Here is a 21349-nt window from a genome sequence, read left to right as displayed (position 1 = left end):
ATGACGACAGCGCGTTTTTCTCTGCCCCTACTACAAGTCGGGCAATCTCAGAAAGAAGTCACACACAACGAGAGCTTTCAGGCCCTTGAGAGTATCGTACAGCCAATCGTCGAGGGTGCGCCAAGCAATTCTCCTCCGACTGCCACACCGGACTTCGGCCGCCAATACCTTGTGGGCGCCGCACCGGAAGGCGCATTCGCCGGTTACCCCGCGAGCTTGGCTACGTGGACCGAGGCGGGCTGGCGCTTTACCCAACCTTGCGACAAGCTCACCGCGATTGATCGGCTTACAGGCCTCTCATGGACGTTCGACGGCGGCGATTGGCACGCTGGCATTATTCGGGCAGCTGAGGTTCGGGTGGGCGGATTGAAGATCCTCGGAGCCCGGCAACCGGCAGTTGCTTTGCCAAGCGGCGGTAATGTCATTGATCAGCAAGCGAGGACGGCGCTTGGCGCGATCATCAATGCATTAGCCGAGCACGGGATTATCGGAGCTAGTTAAAACTGCGGCGGGCATCACGCTTTGACCCTATGCGGATAGCTCTGTTAGCTCTAAGCTCCTTGCCGCGCGTCCCGCGCAGGTCACACGGAAAGGGGTCCCATGCGGAAGCTCGCTAGTGCCGCCCTTTTGCTCGCAACAATGGCCTCTCCGGCTTGGGCGAGTGAAGGTGCTTGGTACGCAGGTTTGGAGGGCGGTGCTCTCAAGGCTCGTAACGCTCATCTCGATTACACGCGCGGCGCGCTGCGCCAGAACAACGTCATTAACATCGATTACAAGACTGGCTTGGATGTTGACGGGCTGATCGGTTACGACTTCGGTGCGCTTCGGGCCGAGGCGGAGGTCGGGTACAAACGAGCAACCGCCGACAGCGTACTCGTGAATCTGACGGGGCCGGTCGTGATCCCTCCAGCGAGCGTGAATTACACCGGCCGGACTCGTGTCCTCTCCAGTATGTTCAATCTACTGGGTGACTTTGGCACCGAGCGCTTCAGTTTCTACGGTGGTGGTGGCATTGGGCTGGCACGGACCAAGGTCCGAGCGAACCTTTCGCCTCTCACTTTTGGGGGGCAGCCGGATCTGGTTGATGGCACCGATCGTAAATTCGCGTGGCAGCTCATTGCCGGCGTTCGTGCCGCCGTTACAGACCATGTGGATGTGGGTCTCAAGTACCGGTATTTCCGAACGAAGTATCGGTTTGAAGATCTTGCCCCAAACGCTGTTCCTGAGCAGATCGATGGGCGATTCCGCTCACACTCGTTGCTGGCAAGTCTGATCGTAAATTTCGGGACGCCTGCAGTCGTACCCCCGCCACCTCCTCCTCCTCCCCCGCCTGCGCCGCCACCACCGCCGCCGCCGGCAACACAGACTTGCCCTGATGGATCGGTGATCCTGGCGACGGATCAGTGCCCCGCGCCGCCGCCGCCGCCGCCACCGCCCCCGCCCGCACCGGAGCGCGGCTAGAAAGAGAGCGGGCTGGCGCGTAAGCGTCGGCCCGTTGCCTTTTCAACTCATTGGGACTCCGCAGAACTCGACCTCTCGTGTCCGCCTGACTAGGGCAACGCAATGCATTACCCATTGAGACTGCGCTGCAGCCGCGATGCGCTGCAGGCGAACTATCGTTGGCTCCAGTCTCAAACCGCAGCTTCAGTGGGCGCCGCGATCAAGGCGGATGGCTACGGGCTGGGAGCAAGGCAGGCAATGGAGGCGCTTGCGCCGCTCGGTTGCCGCGACTTCTTCGTTTCGACTTGGTTCGAAGCATCTCAGCTTTGTGAGCTAGGAAGCGCTTCGACCTTATCCGTACTTCACGGGGTCGGTCGCGACGACTTGCCAGCCGCGCTTGAGCTTCCGGCACGGCCCGTCCTCAACTCTGTCGAGCAGGTCGTTCGATGGAAGGAGTCCGGTCAAGGCAGAGCGTGCGACGTCATGGTCGACACCGGAATGAACCGACTAGGTCTCCGTCCTGACCAGATTTCATGCCTTGATGGGCTTGAGATTAATACCCTTCATAGTCATCTCGCATGCGCTGACGAAAACCACATATTCAACGAAAAGCAACGGAGCTGTTTCGAGACTCTAGTCGGTGCGGTTCCGGCCAGTCGCTATAGCTTGGCGAACAGCGCTGGGATCCTGCTTGGTCCCGAATATCACTTCGACTTGGTTCGCCCAGGCCTTGCCCTTTACGGTGGAATGCCAAGGGCAGAAGCTGCGGGCCACATCCACCAGGTAGCCTGGCTCGAGGCGCAAGTGGTGCAGCGCCGACTGATAGGGGCAGGGGAGAGCTGCGGTTATTCTGCGACGTTCGTTGCGCAGCGTGACGTAGAAGCCGCGGTATTAAACATCGGCTACGCCGATGGTTATTGGCGAGGTTTCTCGTCGCGAGGAGAGGCTGCGTTCGAGGGCATCGATCTTCCCGTCATCGGGCGCGTTTCGATGGATCTAGTCATCCTCGATTGCAGCGCCGCGCCGGACTTGCGGGAGGGAGATTGGGTGAACGTGGACTTTGACCTGCCGCACGCGGCAGAGCAATCTGGCATGTCGCAGTATGAATTACTGACTGGGCTCGGCCAGCGCTTCGAGCGGAAGTGGTACTGATGTCTTCGGAGCCTGGGTCTTTGGCTTAAAGCGGCAGAGGTCGCTTACAGGGCATCGCCAGCACTCCGGCTTCCTGGCCTTGCAGATGTAGCGGCCGTGCAGAATGAGCCAGTGATGAGCGTGCAGCTTGAAGAGCGCTGGAGTGACTTTCTCAAGCTTCTCTTCAACGGCAAGCGGTGTCTTGCCAGGCGCGAGCCCCGTTCGATTGCTGACACGGAAGATATGGGTGTCGACCGCAATGAACGGCTGACCGAAAGCGATATTCAGCACAACGTTGGCGGTCTTTCGTCCTACCCCGGCCAGGCGTTCCAAGGCCTCTCTATCCGCTGGCACCTCGCCATCGAATTCATCCACGAGCTGCCGCGCCATGAGGATGACGTTCTTGGCTTTGGTATTGAACAAGCCGATCGTCTTGATGAGTTCGCGAACTTTATCTTCTCCTAAAGCAAGCATCTTCACCGGCGTATCCGCAACGGCGAAGAGTTTGCGCGTGGCAATGTTGACGCTCACGTCGGTCGCCTGTGCGGAGAGGGCGACTGCAACCAGGAGCGTATATGGGTTTACCCAATCGAGTTCGCCTTGCGGCTCGGGGTTTAGCTCGGCAAGCCGACGATAAAATTCAAAAACGGCTTCTTTCTTCATGCCGTGTGGATGACGTCAGCCATCGAATAGAGGCCGGGAGCTCGCCCGACGAGAAACCGTGCGGCAGCCAAGGCGCCGCGAGCGAACACAGCACGGCTCTCCGCCCGGTGCGACAGGATCAACCGCTCTTCTTCTCCAAGGAAGTAGACATCATGATCGCCCGCAACGGTACCTCCGCGCAGCGCCGCATAACCGATCTCGCCGGTAACCCGGCTAAGCCCGGTTCCTGACCTTCCAATGTGCGCTGCTGCTGCCTGGCCCCGGCCACGAGAAACAGCGTTACCAAGGGCGAGCGCCGTTCCCGAGGGCGCGTCAGCCTTTCGCCTGTGGTGAATCTCGGCGATCTCCACATCCCACTCTGGCCCAAGCACTCGCGCAGCGCGCTCTACCAGATCATTGAGCAAGGCGATGCCGAGGCTCGTGTTGGCTGCCTCGACAATCGCGATCTCGCCAGCTGCCTCCTCAATGCACCCCTTTGCGAGTTCATCCAGACCTGTGGTTCCGATTAAAAGCGGGACCCCGGCAGTACGGGCATGGTGGAGGGTTGCCGGAAGAGCCAACGGGACTGAGAAATCGATCAGGACATCGGGGTGGTTTTGGTCGATCGTAAACGAATGGTCCTCGCCAACGACAGCAGCAATTGCGCGTCCCATTCGTCCGTTTGGCGCAACCAGGCTCAGGCGAATGGGGGCTTCAGGACGCATCCCCCGATGATGGCGCATGGGTCAGGAGCGCGCAATGCCAAGCAGGTCCTGCAAGGCAAGCGCGGCCTGAGGTGCCTTGGCCTTCGCCCCGTTGATCATGAACACAAAGGCGTCCTTGCCACCGTCTACCTGCAGTCTCGCTCTGTCGGCGAATTGACGAAGGCGGCTTGCGGAGTAGCCGGTCGGGCAGTCCCCCTTCATCCGCTGCAGCCTCGAGTAGGTGAAATCAGCCGTGTTGAGGTCGATACAGGGGAAATCATCGTCATCGCCGAAGACCACCGCGGCATTGTGGTCGCGTGCAAGTTGCTCGAAGTGTTCGTCCCGGAAGCTCTCGTGCCGAGGCTCAATGGCGTGGCGCAATGGTAGTCCGTTCAGTGATGCGGGCAGCAAGTCGAAAAAGCGCGCGATGTCCTCGCGGTCGAATGCGCGGCGAGCGGCGAACATCCACAGGATAGGTCCAAGCTTCGGACCAAGTGCGTCCAGACCCTGGTTGAGAAAGTTGAGGACGCCTTCACCCGCGTCGGCAAGCTTCGGCCGAGTGACACAGTAGCGGCTACCCTTCACCGTGAACTGAAAGCCGTCGGGCACGGACGCGGCCCACTTCTCCCAACTTGTCGAGCTCTGGCGACCGTAGAAGGTTGCGTTGATTTCGAGGGCGCCGAACGTTTGCGCCGCGAACGGCAACTCGCGGCTCTGGGCTAGCCCTTCTGGATAAAACGATCCTCGCCAAGGCGGATAGGTCCAGCCGCCGATGCCGACCCGGACCTTCCCCCGCCCGCTCACGCAGACGGCATAAAACGGCTGACGATGTCCTTGGCCAGACGGGCTGGACGCATGGAGCCCGCATCAAGGCAGCACCAGGTGCTCTTCACTTCAGCAAGGACGTCCTCGCCCCGGCGGATCACCGTCGTGAACAAGGCCCGGGCGCCCTGCACCTGTTCCGCGATCACATCGGCAACGACATTGTCCTCAAGGAATGTCGGCCGGCGAAATTCAATCTCATGTTTGAGAGCGACCCAGAGGTGCTTGGTGACGGCTTCGCTGGGCGCCACCTTCTCCCAATAGCGAACCACCGCCTCCTGAACCCACTTGAGGTAGACGCTGTTGTTGACATGACCCATGTGGTCGATGTCGTCGGGAACAATTCCAATTGCGTGGCGGTACATCGTAAGCCTCATGTCGGCAGCGTGGTCGCTGCTGACAATAGTGTCAACAATCAGGTTGCCGGATGGTTGCGTCAGCTGAACGAAACGGAGGCAACCTGGTCATCCTGACCGGCGCGGGGATCAGCGCCGATAGCGGCGTGCCAACATTTCGGGCCGCCGACGGCTTGTGGGAAGGCCATCGTGTCGAAGACGTCGCCACACCCGAAGCATTCGATCGCAATTCCGCCCTCGTTCACCAATTCTACGATGCCCGTCGCGCTCACCTGGACAATGTCGTGCCCAACGCAGCGCATGAGGCGCTGGCGCGGCTTGATGCCGAATGGCCCGGCGAGTTGCTCATCATCACCCAGAATGTTGACGACCTTCATGAGCGTGCGGGAACCAAGCGCTTGCTGCACATGCATGGCGAGCTGAAAAGCGGCTGGTGCCGACATTGCGATGGGCGCACTCGCTGGAGGGGAAAAATGGGCGTACAGGCGAAATGTCCGGCCTGCAACGCCATCGGGAAGGTCCGTCCCGACATCGTCTGGTTCGGCGAGATGCCGTACGACATGGAGCGGATCGACGCGGCCCTTCAGGAGTGCGACCTCTTCGTTTCCATCGGCACATCGGGAGCGGTCTACCCGGCAGCCGGCTTCGTCCAGACCGCCCGCTATCGTGGTGCGACCTGCCTTGAGCTCAATCTTGAGCCAAGTGCCGGCAGCATCTTCTTCGACGAGACGCGGATTGGGCGCGCCGTGGATTTGGTGCCGGCCTGGGTCGGTGAGATGGTGGGGTCCTAATCCGCCCAGTCGAGTCCTATTTCACGATAAAGGCCCCGATCCTCATCCCAGCGCGGGTTGACCTTCACGTGGAGGAAGAGGTGGACCTTGCGCTCAAGGTGCTCTCCAATCGCTGCCCGGGCGGCAGCGCCAATCTCCTTCAGTCGCGAGCCTCCCTTGCCGACGATGATGGCCTTCTGGCTGTCGCGCTCAACCAGAATCTGTTGGTGGATGACGGTTGAGCCGTCCTTGCGGTCCTCCCACTTCTCCGTTTCCACCGCCGACGAATAAGGCAGCTCCGCATGTAGCTGCAGATACAATTGCTCACGGGTCAACTCGGCCGCGACCATCCGGTCGGTGGCATCTGAAAGCTGGTCTTCAGGGTAGTGCCACGGGCCTTGCGGCATCGCCGCGGCAAGGTGGTCACGTAAATCTTGAACCCCGTCGCCATTAGTCGCCGAGATCATGAACACGGCCTCGGTCCTTAGCCGGTCAGACAGCTGCGCCGCCAAGCCGAGCAGTTCCTCCTTGCGGGCAAGATCGACCTTGTTAAGCACCAGCACCTTCGGCTCCGGGCGCTGCTCGACGCCTTCGAGTACTTGCTCGACACGCGCGCCAAGCTTGGCGGCGCTGTCCACCACGAGGAGCACCCGGTCGGCATGTTCGGCACCTTCCCAGGCTGCCTTGACCATCGCCCGATCAAGCCGCCGCCGAGGAGCGAAGATGCCCGGTGTGTCCACCAGCAGGATCTGGCTCGCGCCTGCAATGGCTATACCCATCAGCCTGGTTCGCGTAGTCTGCGCCTTGGGGCTGACGATGGCGACCTTCTGCCCAACCAGCGCGTTGACCAGCGTCGACTTGCCGGCGTTGGGTGCCCCAAGGACGGCGACCAGCCCACAGCGCTCCGTCACAAATATTTCTCCATCAATGCCGCCGCTGCGGCTGTTTCGGCGTCCTGCTTGCTAGCGCCATCCGCTTCCGCCTCGCCGAGCCCGCGAACGCTGACCTTTACCTTGAAGGTCGGCGCGTGGTGCGGGCCTGAACGCCCGACCAGTTCGTAGTCGGGTGGTCGATGGCCCTTTGCAGCGGCGAACTCCTGTAGCCGCGACTTGGGGTGTTGCGGTGCCCTCTTCTGGCTGTCGAGGTAGGGGGCCCAGAGGCGGCGGATGAATGCGTCGGCCCGATCGAGCCCTCCGTCCAGCAGCAACGCGCCAAGCAGCGCTTCCACCACATCGCCGACGACATTGTCGCTTCCGATCGCGCCGTCCTCGCGCGCCTGCTTGCCCAGGCGAATCTGCGCCGGCACGCCGATTTCGCGGCCGATTTCTGCGCAGGTCTCACGTGCCACCAGCACGTTGTAGCGCCGGCTCATCTGCCCTTCGGGCTCGTCGGGAAAGCGCTCGTATAGCCATCGGGCGATGGTCAGCCCGAGAACCCGATCACCCAGGAATTCAAGCCGTTCATAGCTTTCGCGTGCCGCACTGCCGTGCGTGATCGCTCGTTCGAACAGCTTGAGGTCGCGAGGCGCATACCCAAGCGCCTGTTGGAGCCAGCCGGTCAATCCGCCGCTCAATGCAATTCGCCGATGCGCTGTGCGCGAAGTGCGCTGAACCAGGTCCACGGCTTGACCCACTCCGCGCTGCCGTCGGTGGACCAGAAAGTCACCAGCGCTCGGCCGACCAGATGGTCGAGCGGAACGAATCCCATGCCCCCCTCGGCTGGCGAGAAGCGGCTGTCCGCGCTGTCATCCCGATTATCGCCCATCATGAAGACGGTGCCCTGCGGGACCACCACCGGACCGAAATCATCCGCTAGCGGGTTACTGACCTGGTCCAACACGACATAGCTGCGGCCATTCGGCAAGGTTTCACGGAAAGCGGGGTACCTGCACTCTGCACCAGAGACATCGGGGGCCTTGGGCGGCACGGTTCGGCAGGGAGAATTCGGCGAAAGGTGTACGGGCAGCAGGCCCAGCGCGGCTTTCGGTACTGCCCGCCCATTTAAGATCAGCACACCGTCGCTAGTCGCGATCGTATCGCCTGGCAGACCGATCACGCGCTTGATGATATCGTCTCCCTTAGGACCCTGGAACACGGCCACGTCACCGCGCTCGGGAAGACGCGAGAAGATCTTTCCTTGCATCGGAGGGAAGCCGAACAGGAAGCTCGCCCGACCATAGCCATAAGGCCATTTCGCGACGATCAGATAATCGCCGATATAAAGGCCCGGAAGCATTGACCCTGAGGGTATGCTGAAGGGCGCGATGACCAGGCTCCGCAGCAGCCAGGCGAACAGCGCCAGCCAGAGGAGGCTGCGCCAGTTCCCATTCCCTGCTTCTCTTCTGTCGGCCTTGATATCGCTCACCGGGCGCTTCTTCCGGGCAGGTGGCGCAAGGTCAAGCAATCCTTACCGATTAGTTCCGGGCCGAGGGTGGCAAAATCGGCCATGCTTATTATGAGGCTGAACATGCCTCAGCCCGCGTCTCTCCCCGACCTACGTCAGCTGTTCGCCGAGGATCCGCACCGCGCGTCGAGTCTGAGCTGGCAGCTCGGCGGCATGACCTTCGACTGGTCGAAGCTGCATCTTACCTCGGAGTGGCTCGGCACCCTTCAGTCGCAGGCTTCGGATGCCGGCTACGGCGAGGCGATCGACCGGCTGTTCGCCGGAGAGGTGATCAATACGACCGAGGGCCGAGCAGCTGAGCATCTCGCCGAACGCGGCTCGGGCTCCGACGACTCGGTTGCACTCGCCACCGCCCGCCACCGCCGCATGTTCGGTCTGATCGACGCCGTCGAAGCCGGCGCCTTCGGCGACGTGACCGGAGTCCTGCACATCGGCATCGGCGGGTCGGCACTTGGCCCGGCTTTGCTGGTGGACGCACTTGGCCGCCGCGAACGGCGCTACAAGGTTCGGGTGGTCGCCAATATCGATGGCCAAGCCCTCGATGAGGCAATCTCCGACCTCGACCCCGCAACCACCATCGTAGCGATTGCGTCCAAGACCTTCACTACTACCGAAACGCTTCGAAATGCGGACTCGGCGATCGCCTGGTTGCAGGAAAATGGTGTCGAAGACCCTTTCGGACGCCTCATAGCACTGACCGCCGCACCTCAGAAAGCGGTCGAGTTCGGGATCGACGAAACCCGCGTTCTTCCCTTCGCCGAAAGCGTTGGCGGCCGCTACTCGATGTGGTCCTCTATCGGCTTTCCCGCCGCACTCGCCCTTGGCACGGAGGCATTCACGCAGTTGCTTGAGGGGGCGGCGCTGGTCGATGCGCATGTGCGGGAGGCGACACCGGACGCCAACCTGCCGTTCATCGCTGCCGCTGCCGACCGGCTTTATGCGGAGCGATATGGCGCCGGGACGCGGGCGATCTTCGCTTATGACGAGCGCCTTCGGCTGCTCACTCCATATCTCCAGCAGCTCGTGATGGAGTCGAATGGCAAGTCGGTCAGCGTTCAGGGCGAGGCGCTGCATGTGCCTAGTTCCGCCATCCTCTGGGGCGGCACCGGTACCGACGCACAACATGCGGTGTTCCAGTTGCTGCACCAGGGTACCCACCTGAACCCGGTAGAGTTCATCGCTGTCGCCCAAGGTGCCGACGACCAGGACGCGGCCCATCATCGTGCCCTGCTTCTCAACGCCTTCGCGCAAGGGGCGGCGCTGATGGCCGGCAAGGAGAGCGACGACCCGCACCGCCGCTACTCGGGCAACCGCCCGTCAGCGACCATCCTGCTTGACCATCTCGATCCGCAAACCATCGGGGCCTTGATCGCCTTCTACGAGCATCGCACCTTCGCCGAAGCCGTTCTGATAGGCATCAACCCCTTCGACCAGTTCGGAGTGGAGCTGGGGAAGAGCATCGCGAGCGCGATCGACGATCCGGAAGGGCGCGAAGGCTTTGATCCGTCAACGCGGGCACTGATCGAGAAGGCTGGACTGTGAGCAACTTCGATTTCGACCTGTTCATCATCGGCGCGGGTTCGGGCGGTGTTCGCGCTGCTCGTATCGCCGGTGCATATGGCGCTCGCGTGGCGGTGGCCGAGGAGCATCGGGTCGGCGGCACCTGCGTCATCCGCGGCTGCGTGCCCAAGAAGCTGCTCGTCTACGGCTCGCATTTCGCCGAGGACCTCGACGACGCCGCCATGTTCGGCTGGGACGTACCGGAGAAGCGCTTCGACTGGGCAGTGTTGCGCGACAATGTTCTGGGCGAGGTCTCCCGCCTTGAAGGGCTTTACGGCGAGACACTGGGTAATCACGACGTCCAGGTCTTCAAGGATCGGGCGGTCATCACCGGTCCAAACCAGATCCGACTTGGCAGCGGTCGCACGATGACAGCGGGCAAAATCCTGGTCGCGGTCGGCGCTCGTCCGGCACTGCCTGATGTTCCGGGCGTGGAGCATGCCATCACCTCCAACGAAGTCTTCCACCTGGAACGCATGCCCCGGCGCGTGGTCATCGCGGGCGGTGGATATATTGCCAACGAGTTTGCCGGTATTTTCCACCAGTTCGGGGCTCATGTCACGCTGGTGAACCGCTCCGACACGATCCTGCGCGGCTATGACGAGCAGATCGTCGATCGCCTAGTGAAGATCAGCATCGCCAAGGGCATCGACATGCGCTTCAACTCCGCTTTCTCGGCGATCGACAAGCAGGAGGACGGCAGCCTGATCTGCCGGATGAATGGCTGTGATGACATCATCGCCGACGAGGTACTGTTTGCCATCGGTCGTACGCCCAACACCGAGGGGCTCGGGCTTCAAGAAGCCGGCGTGAAGCTGAGCGACAATGGCGCCATCATCGTGGATGATGAATATCGCTCTTCGGTTCCGACCATCTTCGCCGTTGGCGACGTGACCGATCGCATCCAGCTGACGCCGGTCGCCATCCGGGAGGGCCAGGCCTTTGCCGACACTCAATTCGGCGGCAAGAAGATTCGCGTGGACTACGGCTGCGTCCCGTCGAGCGTCTTCTCGCACCCACCCATAGCTGCAGTCGGCCTCACCGAAGGTCAGGCGAAGAACCGCCTCGGCACGGTTCGCACCTACACCTCCGATTTCCGGCCGATGAAGAATGTGCTGGCGGGCCGAAACGAGCGCTCGCTATACAAGCTGGTCGTGGATGATGGCTCCGACGAGGTAGTCGGAGTGCATCTGATCGGCCCGGACGCCCCGGAGATCATGCAGGCTGCCGCGATCGCTGTGAAAGCGCGCTTGAAGAAGGCCGATTTCGACGCCACGGTCGCGCTGCATCCCACGATGGCCGAAGAGCTGGTGTTGATGCGCTAGGCGCTTCGCGGCGCCTGTCGGGAGGGCACGTGAGTTACGACGCGATCATTATCGGGGCCGGGCATAATGGCTTGGTCTGCAGCTACTACCTTGCCCGCAAGGGCCTCAAGGTCGCGATCCTTGAGGCGCAGGGGCAGGTGGGTGGCGCGGCCGTGACCGACGAGTTCCTGCCAGGCTTCCGTAACTCGGCCGCGAGCTACACGGTCAGTCTGCTGCAGCCGAAGGTCATCCGCGACATGGCGCTTGAGCGGCACGGGCTCAAAGTGGTGCTTCGCAAGATCGACAACTTCCTTCCTGGGGACGGCAATTATCTACTCGGCGGTCGAAATGGCCTCACCCGGAACGAGATCGTTCGCCACCATGCCGCGGACGGCGATGCCTACGACCACTACATGGCCGAGCTTGAGACGGTCGTCCCGCTCATCCAGCGCTGGGTCTTGAAGGCACCGCCAGAAGCGGGCGGGGGGCTCAGCGCACTGCCGTCGATGCTCAGCCTGGCGAAGGACCTGCGGGGCCTCAGCACGAACGAAGTTCGCACCGTCCACGAATATGCGACCAAGTCGGCTGGCGACATTCTCGATCGTCACTTCAAGGGTGACCTTGCCAAGGCCCTGTTTGGCTTCGACGGAGTGGTCGGAAACTTCGCATCGCCGTACACTCCTGGCACCGCCTATGTACTTCTCCACCATCTGTTCGGAGAAGCGGCGGGCGTGCCGGGCGCCTGGGGTCATGCCATCGGCGGCATGGGTGCGATCACTCAGGCGATGGCCAAAGCCGCGCGTGAGGCCGGTGTCGACATCCTGCTGAACACTCCCGCCGAAGAGATCATCGTCGAGCGTGGCAAGGCAGTGGGCGTGGTCGCGGGCGGAAAGGCGTGGCGCAGCGGTACTGTTATCGCGGGTGTCAATCCGCACTTGCTGTTCGACAAGCTTGTTCCCCCTGGCGCGGTGCCTGAGACAGTCCAACGCCACATGGCCAACTGGTCGTGCGAAAGCGCCACCTTCAGGATGAACGTCGCGCTGTCGGAGTTGCCGCGCTTCACCGTACTCCCCAATCCGGGCGACCATCTCACCGCCGGCATTATCATGGCACCAAGCCTCGATTATATGGACCGCGCCTTTACCGACGCGAAGCGTGACGGCTTGTCGAAGCAGCCGATCATCGAAATGCTGCTGCCTTCGACCCTTGATGCCAGCCTGGCGCCCAAGGGCAAGCATGTAGCCAGCCTCTTCTGCCAGCACTTCCGCTTCAACCTGCCTGGCGGAAAGAGCTGGGACAAGGTCAAGGAAAAGGTTGCGGACCAGATCATCGCGACCGTTGACAGTCACGCGCCTGGCTTCGCCGCGTCGATCATTGGACGTCAAATCCACTCTCCGCTCGACCTGGAGCGCCGCTTCGGACTGATCGGCGGTGATATCTTCCACGGCAAGATGGGCCTCGATCAGTTGTTCAGCGCACGTCCCATGATTGGCGCCTCAAACTATCGCATGCCGTTGCCCGGCCTTTACCTTTGCGGCTCTGGTGCCCACCCGGGGGGCGGCGTGACCGGCGCCCCCGGCCACAACGCCGCCAAGGCAGTCCTCAGCGACCGCAAGGGTCTTCTGAGCCGCCTCCGTCGGTCCGCATGAAGCCGTTAGCAGGCGTAAAGGTCCTCGACCTGTCGCGTGTGCTCGCCGGACCGTGGTGCACGCAGCTGCTGGCAGACTTGGGCGCGGACGTAATCAAGATAGAGCGGCCGGGGGAAGGCGATGACACTCGCCATTGGGGGCCGCCATGGGCAGGAGAGGGCGAGGCTGAAATCGCCGCCTACTTCCTTGCAGCGAACCGTGGCAAACGCTCGGCAGCGATCGACTTCGGAAAGCCCGAGGGGGCCGCCGTGGTTCGCCAGCTTGCCGGTCGTGCGGACGTGGTGGTCGAGAACTTCAAGGTCGGCGGACTTGCAAAATTCGGACTGGATGCCGCGACCCTGCGGGCGGCGCACTCACGGCTGATCGTCGCCTCCATAACCGGCTTCGGTCAGGACGGACCCTATGCCGCCCGCGCGGGCTACGACTACATCATCCAGGGCATGAGCGGATTCATGAGCGTCACGGGCCGTCCCGACGGCGAGCCCGGTGGTGGACCGATGCGTGCGGGCGTAGCGGTGGTCGACCTTTTCACCGGCATGTACACCGCCAATGCCATCCTTGCCGCGCTGGTCCGCCGCGGAGTGAGCGGCGAGGGCGCCCACATTGACAGTGCCCTGTTCGACGTCAGCCTTGCCGTGCTCGCAAATCAGGCGAGCAACTATCTCGCCAGCGGGCGCGAGCCGGGTCGCCAGGGTGTCGGCCACCCGAACCTCGTACCTTACCAACCGTTCGAAACGGCCGACCGCCCACTGATCATCGCGGTAGGCAACGACCGCCAGTTCGCAAAGCTGGCCGAATTGCTCGGAGCACCGGAGTGGGCCGGGGATCCGCGGTTCGCCACCAATCCCGCCCGCGTCAGCAACCGCGACCTTCTTATCCCCATGATCGAGGAGCGGTTGAGCAAGCGTGACGCGCTCGAATGGTCCGCGCAACTGGACGCGGCCGGCATTCCCGCTGGCCCGATCAATGGGATAGGTCAGGCGCTTACGGACGCTCAGGCAGTTCATCGCGGGATGACCCGCGAGCTCGGCGGTTATCGAATGTCAGGCTCACCCCTCCGCCTCGATGGCGAACGGATGGAGTCCGACATGCCGCCGCCGCGGCTTGGCCAGCACACCGATGGCGTGCTTGCGGAACTGGGAGCGACCCGTGCAGAGATCGATCAGTGGCGATCGGCGGGCGTCATCGGCTGAACTACCCCACCATCGCAGTTCAGCCCAGCGCAACCCGGCTGCTGGCAAGGCGTTCGACTGATTGGAACCCGTTGGGAGTGCGTCGTCACCGCGGCGCGATGCTTGTGAAGAAGACTATTTTAGTGACCTTCGGCGGGCTCGCGCTCGCTGCTGCGATGCCCGCCAACGCTCAGAACATGCCGCGGGGAGACGAGCCCGTCGCCGTGCCGCGCACGATCAAGCAGGGAATCGACTTCGTCTACGTCGATCCTCAAATGAGCACGGTGGCGCGCCGCAAGCAGCGTCCGCAGAACTGGTTGTCGCGGATGTTCAATCCGGCTTCCAGCAGAGGCAACCAGCCGAACCCCATCTTCCTCGAGCTCGCACGCGGGCTGCAGCAGTATCAGGACACCTGGGGTCGCCTGCCACAGGTAAAGATCCCCGCCGGAGCTCCTCTGAAGCCAGGCGCGACCGGCCATCGGGTGAACATCCTTCGCTCACGCCTGGGTTTGGGGCCGGGCAGTTATGATCAGGCCTTGGTGCAGGCCGTCTCGACGTATCAGCGGGTTCATGGCCTTGGTAAGCCCGACGGAGTCGCCGGGCGCGGCACCATTGCTTCGTTGAACCGGGGCGCTGGCTATTACACCCGCATCATCGCCATCAACATGGAGCGGGCCTTCCGCCTGCCGACCACTCGCACCTTCGATCGCTATGTGGTGGTCGACAGCGGCGGTGCCGAAGCGCTGCTGTTTGATCGTGACCGCATTGCCGACGGCATGCGCGTGGTGGTCGGAAGTCCGAAGACCAAGACGCCGATGATGGCGGTGCTGATGCGGAACGCCAAGGCGAATCCTTATTGGCACGTTCCGCCAGAACTGCTGCGGACCCTCACCGCCAAGAAGGTGAAGGAGCAGGGTCTCTCCTACTTCCAGAACTTCCACTATGAGGTCCTGAGTGACTGGGGTCCCAACGCCCAGGTCGTCGATCCCAAGACGATCAACTGGAAGCAGGTTGGAGCCGGCAAACTGACGCCCATGGTCCGGCAAATGCCTGGGCCGTGGAACAGCATGGGAGCCATGAAGTTCGAGATGCCCAACGACTTCGGCATCTACCTGCACGACACGCCGCATAAGGAGCTGTTCGCAGCGGACGAGCGCCATTTGTCCAACGGCTGCGTCCGTCTGCAGGACTATCGCCGCTTCGCCGGCTGGGTCTTCGGCGGAGTGCCGCAGGCCAGCCACCCAGAGCAGGTCTTTGAGCTGCCGAAGGCCATTCCCGTCTACATGACCTACCTGACGGTCCAGGCGGGCCCCAACGGCGTACTCTTCCGGCCGGACCCTTACGGTTTTGACGCGCTGGCAATGCCGCAGATGTTCGATTCAGGTCAGCAACTCGCCTTGGCCGGTTGATTGCGCGACCCAGTCCCTGATGAGCAGCGGACACGAAGCGTGTGCGACGTTGGCCGGGGTTGCGCAGAGCCTACGGTCAGCTGGCGGGCGGCGGGCCGATTTCCTGTCCGTAGCGGGACTGAATGAAACGCCCCTGAGTTTGAAAGGCGTCGAGGTCGCGCTTGGCGAGCCGCTCGCCGATTTCCTTTAGAGCGCTACGGCTGGCCTCCAGGCTCTCGACCAAGCGCTGGTCGACGGACTTACCCTCGGCGTCGACTTCTGCCCGATAAGCCTTGGGGACGTTGGCGTAGCGCTCAACGAGGCCCGGCAGATGAACGCTCATCAATCGCCGTGCATCCTGCGCGTCGGGATCGAGTGCATCGATCCGCTCGAGCGTGGTCTTGAGCGTACCGAGATTGGCGCTGATCAAGTCCGCAACCTGTTGCGCGGCGGCGGGAAGCGATCTCCGCGCCTGATAAAGGTAGCTGTCGAAACGCTGCACCATTTCGCCGTTCGGAAGGTCGTGAGGCACGGTTTCTACGGTGGAGCCGCTCAGATCGTGGGCGAGGATCAATGCCGCAATGCCAATGGCCAACGCGATGGCGGCGATGAACCCAATGATTCCGATCGGCGCCACGAACAAGCCAACCGCAATGGTAAGCACGCTGACGACCAGCACCGCCAGCGCTGAGCGCGACAGTGCCCGGCCATACCGCTCCATTGTGCGCTGACGCTCACGACGGGCTTGGCTCGCGACAGGCCCGCGCTTCTCGTCCACAACCGCCATCACCCGGTCGAACCGGGCAAGTGCGCGATCGACCTTGCTGTCCGTGTCGGTCACTTCACCTCAAGCGGTGACAGAGGGGAAGGACCCTCGAGGCGAGCCTGACCCGCGCCTTCCGCTCGGGCGATGTAGCCGCGCGACTTCTCGACCTCGTTGCCCAATGTGTTCACCGTCTGCTTCATGTTTTCGAGCGCCTTCAGCTTGAACGCATCGATCGAGTCCATGGTGTCGTAGATGTTCTGAAAGGCACGCTGCAACGTCTCCAGAGGAATGGTGGAGCTCGCCGCCTGCTCATGAATGGCGGCAGATTGCGTGCGCAGCATCTCGCCCGTCGTATCGATCATTCCCGCCGTAGTGCTGTTCAGCGCTCCAATCTGCTCCAGCACCAGCTTCTGATTGGTCAGGGCCTGGGCGACCGTTACCGCAGTGCGCAATGCCGAGACCGTGGTCGTGGACGCTCGGTCGACGCCCTTCACCAGTTCGACGTTGTTCTTCTTGACGAGGTCCAGTGCCAGATAGCCCTGCACCGTGACGGCCATTTGCGTCAGCAGGTCCGTCGTCCGCTGGCGCGTGTAGAACAGCGCCGTCTCGCGGATGGCCTTGGCCTTGGCCGGATCGGTCGCATCGAGCTCGTTTGCGGTCTCTTCCAGCTTGGCGTCGAGCGACTTGGAGATATGCGTCATCTGCTCGAGGCGATGCATCGTCTTCCACAGATTAGCGCGTTCGGTGTCGATCGCTGCATTGTCCATCAGCAGCTCGTCCTTGCCGTTGGCGAGGCTGCCCAGGATCTTCTGAATGTGAGTCTGCGAGCTGCGGTACTTGTCGAAATAGCGATCGACCCGATTGCCGAACGGAATGATGCCAAGCAGTTTCTTGGGCTTGCTCGCGCCTTTGGGGTCAAGCGACTCCACTGTTCGGCGCAGCTCGGTCAGGTCGGCGCCGATGCCGCTGTCACGATCGATTGCCTTGACCGGCCGATCCAGGAACCGATTGGACGCGCCCGCCGCTTCCGCGATCTCCTTTCGGCCCATCGCCGTCAGCTGATCGACCTTCTTCCCGAACTCCGGGCTGTTCGCATCCAGCGCAACAAGCTCGCCAACGAACTGGTCCACCTTCTCGTCAAGCTGGCTGCGCTCGCCTTCCTTGAGCGGGACGAGGCCGGCGGCTTCCTGGGGCACTACGGGCTGAAGCACTTCGGGCGGGTCGAGCTTCAGCTTGGTCGCGGTGGCCGTGTCGGGGTTGGTCGCCATGTTCTTCGTCCTTGTCGCTGCCGCGCCAGCATGGCCAGAGGGGCATACGGGCGCAAGACATTGAGGTGTATTGTAAGGATCACACACCTCCTCCGCAAGTCCCACGGCGGGATGCGCTTAGTGCATCGTTAACCACATACTTGAGGCAATTCCTCACCCTGTTCGCGCTAGTCGCCGATCCCAAGAGTGCGCGTGACACCGCGAAAGGGAGAGGGAGCAAGCCTTCCAATGATGAGCTTTCTCAGGAAACTGCTGCACAACGAGAGTGGAAACACCCTCATCTTGACGGCAGCGGCCATGCCTTTGCTGATCGGCTCGGCCGGTCTGGCCACCGACACCGTGGAATGGGCGCTTTGGAAGCGCCAGCTGCAGAAAGCCGCCGATTCGGCGGCCGTTGCGGGCGTCTATGCGCGCATGGCTGGTCAGGATGTCACCAAAGCCGTCTGCTACGACGTGGACCCGACGACCATTCCAAGCGGGATGCTGCCAACGGGCTGCTCGGCAACGGCGAACAGCAATGCGCCCAACAACAACCGCACTGGCTTGACGCTGCTCAAGGCACCGGTGATCGATACTGCGGCCACCGTGCCAGCAAACTGCACCGGCTGCGACCATGCTGTATCCGTGCAATTGCAGGTGAAGAAGGCGCTGCCATTCAGTTCTTTCTTCATGTCGGCCGCGCCGGTGATCACGGCAAACGCCACCGCGGCCGCGATCAACGCGGGCAACTACTGTGTCGTCAGTCTTGAGAACACGAACACCACGGGGATCACCGCCGGCGGTAACACCAGCGTCGACTTCGGCTGCGGCATGATCACCAACTCGACCTCTCTTGACGCGGCCATTGCGTTCGGCAGCTCGTCGGTCCGCGCCACCCCAGTTGCCGCGGTCGGCGGCCTCGACACCACGGACAATTGGGCTTCGGGAACCACGTTGCTCCCTTATACCGTGGCGCAGCCCGACCCGTTTGGGACCGTCAATCCTCCTGCGATCCCAGCGACGTGCAGCAACGTAAACCTGGGTCCGCAACAAGCCGCAACCTACGGACCGGCCACGTCGGGCGCGGTAACCTGCTTTTCGGGCATGGACGTGCGCGGCACCCTTACGCTCCAACCGGGAACCTATGTCGTCACCGGTGACGTTTCCTTCGGCTCTCAGGCGACCGTCAGTTGCACGGGTTGTACGATCATCATGACGAACGCGAATCCGGCAAACACTGGCACGCTGACGATCAACGGTGGTGCCAGGGTCAACATGAGCGCGCCGACCACCGGCGATTACCACGGCATTCTCTTCTACCAGGATCGTGCCGCGAGTTCATCGACCAGCAAGATCAATGGCAACAGCCTGAGCAACTACTCTGGCGCCTTCTACTTCCCCAATACCAATGTCGAATATACCGGAACCTCGGGGCTCGTGTTCGATTGTGTGAAGCTGGTCGTCCGCCGGGTTACGTTCATCGGCAACTCCAAGCTCAATAACAATTGTCCGCCCGGATATTACGGCGACGAATTCAATGGCAATCACGTCCGGCTGGTGTCGTAACCATGAGCGGCTTCTTCTCACGCGTTCGCCACAGCGAACAGGGCACGGCAGTCCTCGAATTGGGGCTGGCCATTCCGCTTGTCTTCGTGCTGCTGCTCGGCATGATCGACGTCGGCAAGGGCTTCTCCATGAAGCTGCAGCTGGAGCAGGTCGCCCAGCGCTCGGTCGAGAAGGTCATGAACGGCCAGGCCGATCGCAGTCAGCTCGACGCGATCAAGAACGAAGCTGCGGCGGCCGCAGGTGTATCGACATCCGCCGTGACAACGTCAGCCTGGCTTGAATGCTCGCCAACCAATGGCGGGACGCCCACCTACAATTACTATCCGAACGACTCGGGCCCATGCGCGAACGGGCAAGTCTCCCGCCGGTACCTGCGGGTGACTATCAACAAGTCCTTCACGCCGATGTTCGCTGTTGGCTGGGCTGGTGTCGACGCCAACGGCAATTACAACCTCACTGGCGCAACCTCAGTGAGGACGCAGTGATGCTTGGTCGTCTGCACCGCCGGCGGCGTTCGCTGAGCCACAACGAAGACGGCGTCGCCGTCGTCGAGTTCGCCTTTGCGATGCCGATTCTTGTCATGTTCATCTGGGGCATTTCCCAGTTCGGCATGATCATGGCGGCCGATGCCGGCATTCAGAACGCTCTCGGCGAAGGGGCGCGGGTCGCAACGCTGTTTCCGACGCCCGACAGTACCACCATAAACCAGCGGATGACCGATTCTCTCTTCGGGCAATTCCTTGGCAGCTACACCGTGACCAACTCCGGCGTGACCGACATTACTCAATCGACCACCAGCGGCGGAGTCACCACGACCAAGGTCGTCGGCAAGTGCATTGACCTCAACATCACATACACGGTGACGCCCAACTTCCTGTTCTTCAACGGACCGGTCATCACGATGCCGCGCTCCAAGCGCGTTTATATCAGTACCTGATCAGCTCTTCGCTGCACGGGCGGCGAAGAAGCGAGTGATGGCTTCGCGGACCTCGTCCGACTTGAGGCGTTCGGAGAAATGGCCGTTCTCCCATTCCATCCGGTTGAGGACCTCATCGTGGTCGCGCCCGCGTAGGAGTGACTGGGTAAGACGAAGCGCTTGCGGCGGTTTGGCAAGGAGGTTGACGACGACCGCCTCCAGCCGATCCTCGAGCCCGCCTGCATCGGCGCGGTGGCTGACGAGGCCATAGCGTTCCGCCTCCTCGACGGTGAACGGCTCTCCCAGCAGCAGGTGCCGAGCCGCGACGCGCCTGCCCGCCATGCGCGGGAGCAGCAGCGAGCTGGCCGCTTCCGGGACGAGGCCCAGGTCGGTGAACGGCATGAGGAAGCGGGTGCCCTCCTCGGCAATGACCAGATCGCAATGGAACAGAAGCGTGGTCCCGATGCCCACCGCATTGCCGTGCACCGCCGCGACCAGCGGCACCATGTTGCGCGCCAGCGCCCGCAGCAGCCGCCACACCGGTACATCCTGCTGTCCGTCCTGCGGTAGCTCGTTCATGAAATCGGCGAGGTCATTGCCGGCCGTGAAGTCCACCCCTCGACCTTCGAGCGTGATGACCCGGATCGCCGGATCGTCAGCCGCCGCTTCGATCGCATCGGCAAGGGCCGCATACATTGCCACGGTGATGGCATTGCGCCGCTCGGGCCGGTTGAGGGTCAGGGCCAGGCGTTCTCCTCGGCGCTCGACAAGGACTTGGGTGGTCATGGACGCTGTTGTGACGGCGGGCTAAGCGGCGTGCAACCCGCCATTTCAGCCACGCTTCGGAGCGACCACCCATGAAGTTCTTCGCCGACACCGCCGATGTTTCCGAGATCCGCGAACTGGCAGAGACCGGCCTGCTCGACGGGGTCACCACCAATCCATCGCTGATCCACAAGGCCGGCCGCAACTTCCTCGAAGCGGTCAAGGAAATCGCCGCCATTGTGCCGGGGCCCGTGAGCGCCGAAGTGGTCGCACTCGACTACGACGGCATGATGCGTGAGGCCGAGGTGCTTCGCGCCATTGCCGACAATGTCGCCATCAAGGTTCCGCTGACCCCCGCCGGCCTCAAGGCCTGCCGGGCGATCACCGGTGACGGAACGATGGTCAACGTTACCTTGTGCTTTTCCGCCGCGCAGGCCCTTCTCGCCGCCAAGGCAGGGGCGACCTTCATCTCGCCATTTGTCGGGCGGCACGACGACGTCGGCTTCTCCGGCATGGAGCTGATCGCGGACATCCGCCTCATCTACGACAATTACGACTTCCCGACCCAAATCCTGGTGGCCTCCGTCCGTTCGCCCATGCACGTGGTCGAAGCCGCCAAGATCGGCGCAGACGTCATGACCGCCCCGGCCAAGATCATACACCAGCTCTTCAACCATCCGCTGACCGACCTTGGGATCGCCAGCTTCACCAAGGACTGGGCGGCGACCGGTCAGACGATCGCCTGATC

At 62.4% G+C, this 21349-nt stretch carries 23 protein-coding genes; 13 read left to right on the top strand and 10 right to left on the bottom strand.

All coding sequences use genetic code 11. From position 1 onward, the window contains the following. The 3 genes from M8312_RS06795 (at nucleotide 1) to alr (ending at nucleotide 2592) form a co-directional block, all read left to right on the top strand. The gene (locus M8312_RS06795; RefSeq protein WP_250119613.1) at nucleotides 1–501 is read left to right on the top strand and encodes a DUF2793 domain-containing protein; all 501 of its coding nucleotides are present in this window, start codon (nucleotides 1–3) and stop codon (nucleotides 499–501) included. Between the two features lie 99 nt (nucleotides 502–600). Beyond that, entirely contained in the window at nucleotides 601–1461 is an 861-nt protein-coding gene (locus M8312_RS06790; RefSeq protein WP_284070209.1) for an outer membrane protein, read from the top strand. A gap of 102 nt (nucleotides 1462–1563) precedes the next feature. Continuing rightward, nucleotides 1564–2592 carry an alanine racemase gene (gene alr / locus M8312_RS06780; protein ID WP_250119612.1) on the top strand — a complete coding sequence of 343 codons (1029 nt, stop codon included), beginning with the start codon at nucleotides 1564–1566 and terminating at the stop codon, nucleotides 2590–2592. Here the strand turns inward: alr and nth are convergent. The 4 genes from nth to M8312_RS06760 are packed head-to-tail and all read right to left on the bottom strand — an operon-like array spanning nucleotide 2548 to nucleotide 5116. Then, a complete protein-coding gene (nth, locus tag M8312_RS06775) occupies nucleotides 2548–3234 on the bottom strand; it encodes an endonuclease III (RefSeq protein WP_250119611.1) in 687 nt (228 codons plus the stop codon). The genes alr and nth overlap by 45 nt on opposite strands. After that, a complete protein-coding gene (dapB, locus tag M8312_RS06770) occupies nucleotides 3231–3956 on the bottom strand; it encodes a 4-hydroxy-tetrahydrodipicolinate reductase (RefSeq protein WP_250119610.1) in 726 nt (241 codons plus the stop codon). The genes nth and dapB overlap by 4 nt, the downstream gene beginning before the upstream one ends. Before the next feature lie 3 nt (nucleotides 3957–3959). After that, nucleotides 3960–4721, bottom strand: coding sequence for a DUF72 domain-containing protein (locus M8312_RS06765; protein ID WP_250119609.1), 762 nt, complete (start codon nucleotides 4719–4721; stop codon nucleotides 3960–3962). Further along, nucleotides 4718–5116: an acyl-CoA thioesterase gene (locus M8312_RS06760; protein WP_250119608.1), complete on the bottom strand. Its 399-nt coding sequence runs from the start codon at nucleotides 5114–5116 to the stop codon at nucleotides 4718–4720. The genes M8312_RS06765 and M8312_RS06760 overlap by 4 nt, the downstream gene beginning before the upstream one ends. A 50-nt stretch (nucleotides 5117–5166) precedes the next feature. Between M8312_RS06760 and M8312_RS06755 the strand changes: the two genes are divergently transcribed. After that, nucleotides 5167–5886 (top strand): NAD-dependent deacylase, encoded by a 720-nt coding sequence (locus tag M8312_RS06755; protein ID WP_250119607.1) that lies wholly within the window; start codon nucleotides 5167–5169, stop codon nucleotides 5884–5886. Here M8312_RS06755 and era read toward each other — a convergent pair. From era to lepB, 3 genes are read right to left on the bottom strand one after another with little or no spacing between them, the layout of a single operon-like run. After that, nucleotides 5883–6776: a GTPase Era gene (gene era / locus M8312_RS06750; RefSeq protein WP_250119606.1), complete on the bottom strand. Its 894-nt coding sequence runs from the start codon at nucleotides 6774–6776 to the stop codon at nucleotides 5883–5885. The two genes, M8312_RS06755 and era, sit on opposite strands and share 4 nt — an antisense overlap. Next, on the bottom strand, nucleotides 6773–7426 hold the full coding sequence (gene rnc / locus M8312_RS06745; protein ID WP_250119605.1) for a ribonuclease III: 654 nt from the start codon (nucleotides 7424–7426) through the stop codon (nucleotides 6773–6775). The genes era and rnc overlap by 4 nt, the downstream gene beginning before the upstream one ends. 8 nt (nucleotides 7427–7434) lie before the next feature. Beyond that, nucleotides 7435–8229: a signal peptidase I gene (gene lepB / locus M8312_RS06740; protein WP_349773294.1), complete on the bottom strand. Its 795-nt coding sequence runs from the start codon at nucleotides 8227–8229 to the stop codon at nucleotides 7435–7437. A gap of 102 nt (nucleotides 8230–8331) precedes the next feature. Between lepB and pgi the strand changes: the two genes are divergently transcribed. From pgi to M8312_RS06715, 5 genes are all read left to right on the top strand, one after another. Continuing rightward, complete coding sequence (pgi, locus tag M8312_RS06735) at nucleotides 8332–9810, top strand: glucose-6-phosphate isomerase (RefSeq protein WP_250119604.1); 1479 nt, start codon at nucleotides 8332–8334, stop codon at nucleotides 9808–9810. Next, the gene (gene gorA, locus M8312_RS06730; RefSeq protein ID WP_250119603.1) at nucleotides 9807–11153 is read left to right on the top strand and encodes a glutathione-disulfide reductase; all 1347 of its coding nucleotides are present in this window, start codon (nucleotides 9807–9809) and stop codon (nucleotides 11151–11153) included. The genes pgi and gorA overlap by 4 nt, the downstream gene beginning before the upstream one ends. A 29-nt stretch (nucleotides 11154–11182) precedes the next feature. Continuing rightward, nucleotides 11183–12781: a phytoene desaturase family protein gene (locus tag M8312_RS06725; RefSeq protein ID WP_250119602.1), complete on the top strand. Its 1599-nt coding sequence runs from the start codon at nucleotides 11183–11185 to the stop codon at nucleotides 12779–12781. Then, nucleotides 12778–13974 carry a CaiB/BaiF CoA transferase family protein gene (locus M8312_RS06720; RefSeq protein ID WP_250119601.1) on the top strand — a complete coding sequence of 399 codons (1197 nt, stop codon included), beginning with the start codon at nucleotides 12778–12780 and terminating at the stop codon, nucleotides 13972–13974. Before M8312_RS06725 ends, M8312_RS06720 begins: the two co-directional genes overlap by 4 nt. A gap of 77 nt (nucleotides 13975–14051) precedes the next feature. Then, the gene (locus M8312_RS06715; protein ID WP_250119600.1) at nucleotides 14052–15362 is read left to right on the top strand and encodes a L,D-transpeptidase family protein; all 1311 of its coding nucleotides are present in this window, start codon (nucleotides 14052–14054) and stop codon (nucleotides 15360–15362) included. Nucleotides 15363–15438: 76 nt separating this feature from the next. Here M8312_RS06715 and M8312_RS06710 read toward each other — a convergent pair whose 3' ends face one another. Together M8312_RS06710 and M8312_RS06705 are read right to left on the bottom strand one after the other, a co-directional pair. Further along, nucleotides 15439–16182, bottom strand: coding sequence for a hypothetical protein (locus M8312_RS06710; RefSeq protein WP_250119599.1), 744 nt, complete (start codon nucleotides 16180–16182; stop codon nucleotides 15439–15441). Further along, complete coding sequence (locus M8312_RS06705; RefSeq protein WP_250119598.1) at nucleotides 16179–17375, bottom strand: toxic anion resistance protein; 1197 nt, start codon at nucleotides 17373–17375, stop codon at nucleotides 16179–16181. Before M8312_RS06705 ends, M8312_RS06710 begins: the two co-directional genes overlap by 4 nt. 228 nt (nucleotides 17376–17603) lie before the next feature. Between M8312_RS06705 and M8312_RS06700 the strand changes: the two genes are divergently transcribed. From M8312_RS06700 to M8312_RS06690, 3 genes are read left to right on the top strand one after another with little or no spacing between them, the layout of a single operon-like run. After that, on the top strand, nucleotides 17604–18920 hold the full coding sequence (locus tag M8312_RS06700) for a pilus assembly protein TadG-related protein (protein ID WP_250119597.1): 1317 nt from the start codon (nucleotides 17604–17606) through the stop codon (nucleotides 18918–18920). A 2-nt stretch (nucleotides 18921–18922) separates the two neighbouring features. Next, the gene (locus tag M8312_RS06695) at nucleotides 18923–19405 is read left to right on the top strand and encodes a TadE/TadG family type IV pilus assembly protein (protein WP_250119596.1); all 483 of its coding nucleotides are present in this window, start codon (nucleotides 18923–18925) and stop codon (nucleotides 19403–19405) included. Continuing rightward, a complete protein-coding gene (locus M8312_RS06690) occupies nucleotides 19405–19857 on the top strand; it encodes a TadE/TadG family type IV pilus assembly protein (RefSeq protein ID WP_250119595.1) in 453 nt (150 codons plus the stop codon). The genes M8312_RS06695 and M8312_RS06690 overlap by 1 nt, the downstream gene beginning before the upstream one ends. Here the strand turns inward: M8312_RS06690 and M8312_RS06685 are convergent, their stop codons facing one another. Then, a complete protein-coding gene (locus M8312_RS06685; RefSeq protein ID WP_250119594.1) occupies nucleotides 19858–20622 on the bottom strand; it encodes an enoyl-CoA hydratase-related protein in 765 nt (254 codons plus the stop codon). 71 nt (nucleotides 20623–20693) lie between these two features. Between M8312_RS06685 and fsa the strand changes: the two genes are divergently transcribed. Next, nucleotides 20694–21347: a fructose-6-phosphate aldolase gene (gene fsa / locus M8312_RS06680; protein ID WP_250119593.1), complete on the top strand. Its 654-nt coding sequence runs from the start codon at nucleotides 20694–20696 to the stop codon at nucleotides 21345–21347. The last annotated feature ends 2 nt before the right edge of the window (nucleotides 21348–21349 follow it).

The organism is Sphingomonas sp. KRR8 (assembly GCF_023559245.1).
In the GTDB taxonomy this organism is placed as follows: Bacteria; Pseudomonadota; Alphaproteobacteria; order Sphingomonadales; family Sphingomonadaceae; genus Sphingomicrobium.
This window is presented reverse-complemented; position numbering and strand designations above follow the sequence as displayed.

Coding starts and splice junctions, on each gene's coding strand:
- M8312_RS06795 (WP_250119613.1), top strand. CDS start 1: ATGACGACAGCGCGTTTTTCTCTGCCCCTACTACAAGTCGGGCAATCT.
- M8312_RS06790 (WP_284070209.1), top strand. CDS start 601: ATGCGGAAGCTCGCTAGTGCCGCCCTTTTGCTCGCAACAATGGCCTCT.
- alr (WP_250119612.1), top strand. CDS start 1,564: ATGCATTACCCATTGAGACTGCGCTGCAGCCGCGATGCGCTGCAGGCG.
- nth (WP_250119611.1), bottom strand. CDS start 3,234: ATGAAGAAAGAAGCCGTTTTTGAATTTTATCGTCGGCTTGCCGAGCTA.
- dapB (WP_250119610.1), bottom strand. CDS start 3,956: ATGCGCCATCATCGGGGGATGCGTCCTGAAGCCCCCATTCGCCTGAGC.
- M8312_RS06760 (WP_250119608.1), bottom strand. CDS start 5,116: ATGAGGCTTACGATGTACCGCCACGCAATTGGAATTGTTCCCGACGAC.
- M8312_RS06755 (WP_250119607.1), top strand. CDS start 5,167: ATGGTTGCGTCAGCTGAACGAAACGGAGGCAACCTGGTCATCCTGACC.
- pgi (WP_250119604.1), top strand. CDS start 8,332: ATGCCTCAGCCCGCGTCTCTCCCCGACCTACGTCAGCTGTTCGCCGAG.
- M8312_RS06720 (WP_250119601.1), top strand. CDS start 12,778: ATGAAGCCGTTAGCAGGCGTAAAGGTCCTCGACCTGTCGCGTGTGCTC.
- M8312_RS06705 (WP_250119598.1), bottom strand. CDS start 17,375: ATGGCGACCAACCCCGACACGGCCACCGCGACCAAGCTGAAGCTCGAC.
- M8312_RS06700 (WP_250119597.1), top strand. CDS start 17,604: ATGATGAGCTTTCTCAGGAAACTGCTGCACAACGAGAGTGGAAACACC.
- M8312_RS06695 (WP_250119596.1), top strand. CDS start 18,923: ATGAGCGGCTTCTTCTCACGCGTTCGCCACAGCGAACAGGGCACGGCA.
- M8312_RS06690 (WP_250119595.1), top strand. CDS start 19,405: ATGCTTGGTCGTCTGCACCGCCGGCGGCGTTCGCTGAGCCACAACGAA.
- M8312_RS06685 (WP_250119594.1), bottom strand. CDS start 20,622: ATGACCACCCAAGTCCTTGTCGAGCGCCGAGGAGAACGCCTGGCCCTG.
- fsa (WP_250119593.1), top strand. CDS start 20,694: ATGAAGTTCTTCGCCGACACCGCCGATGTTTCCGAGATCCGCGAACTG.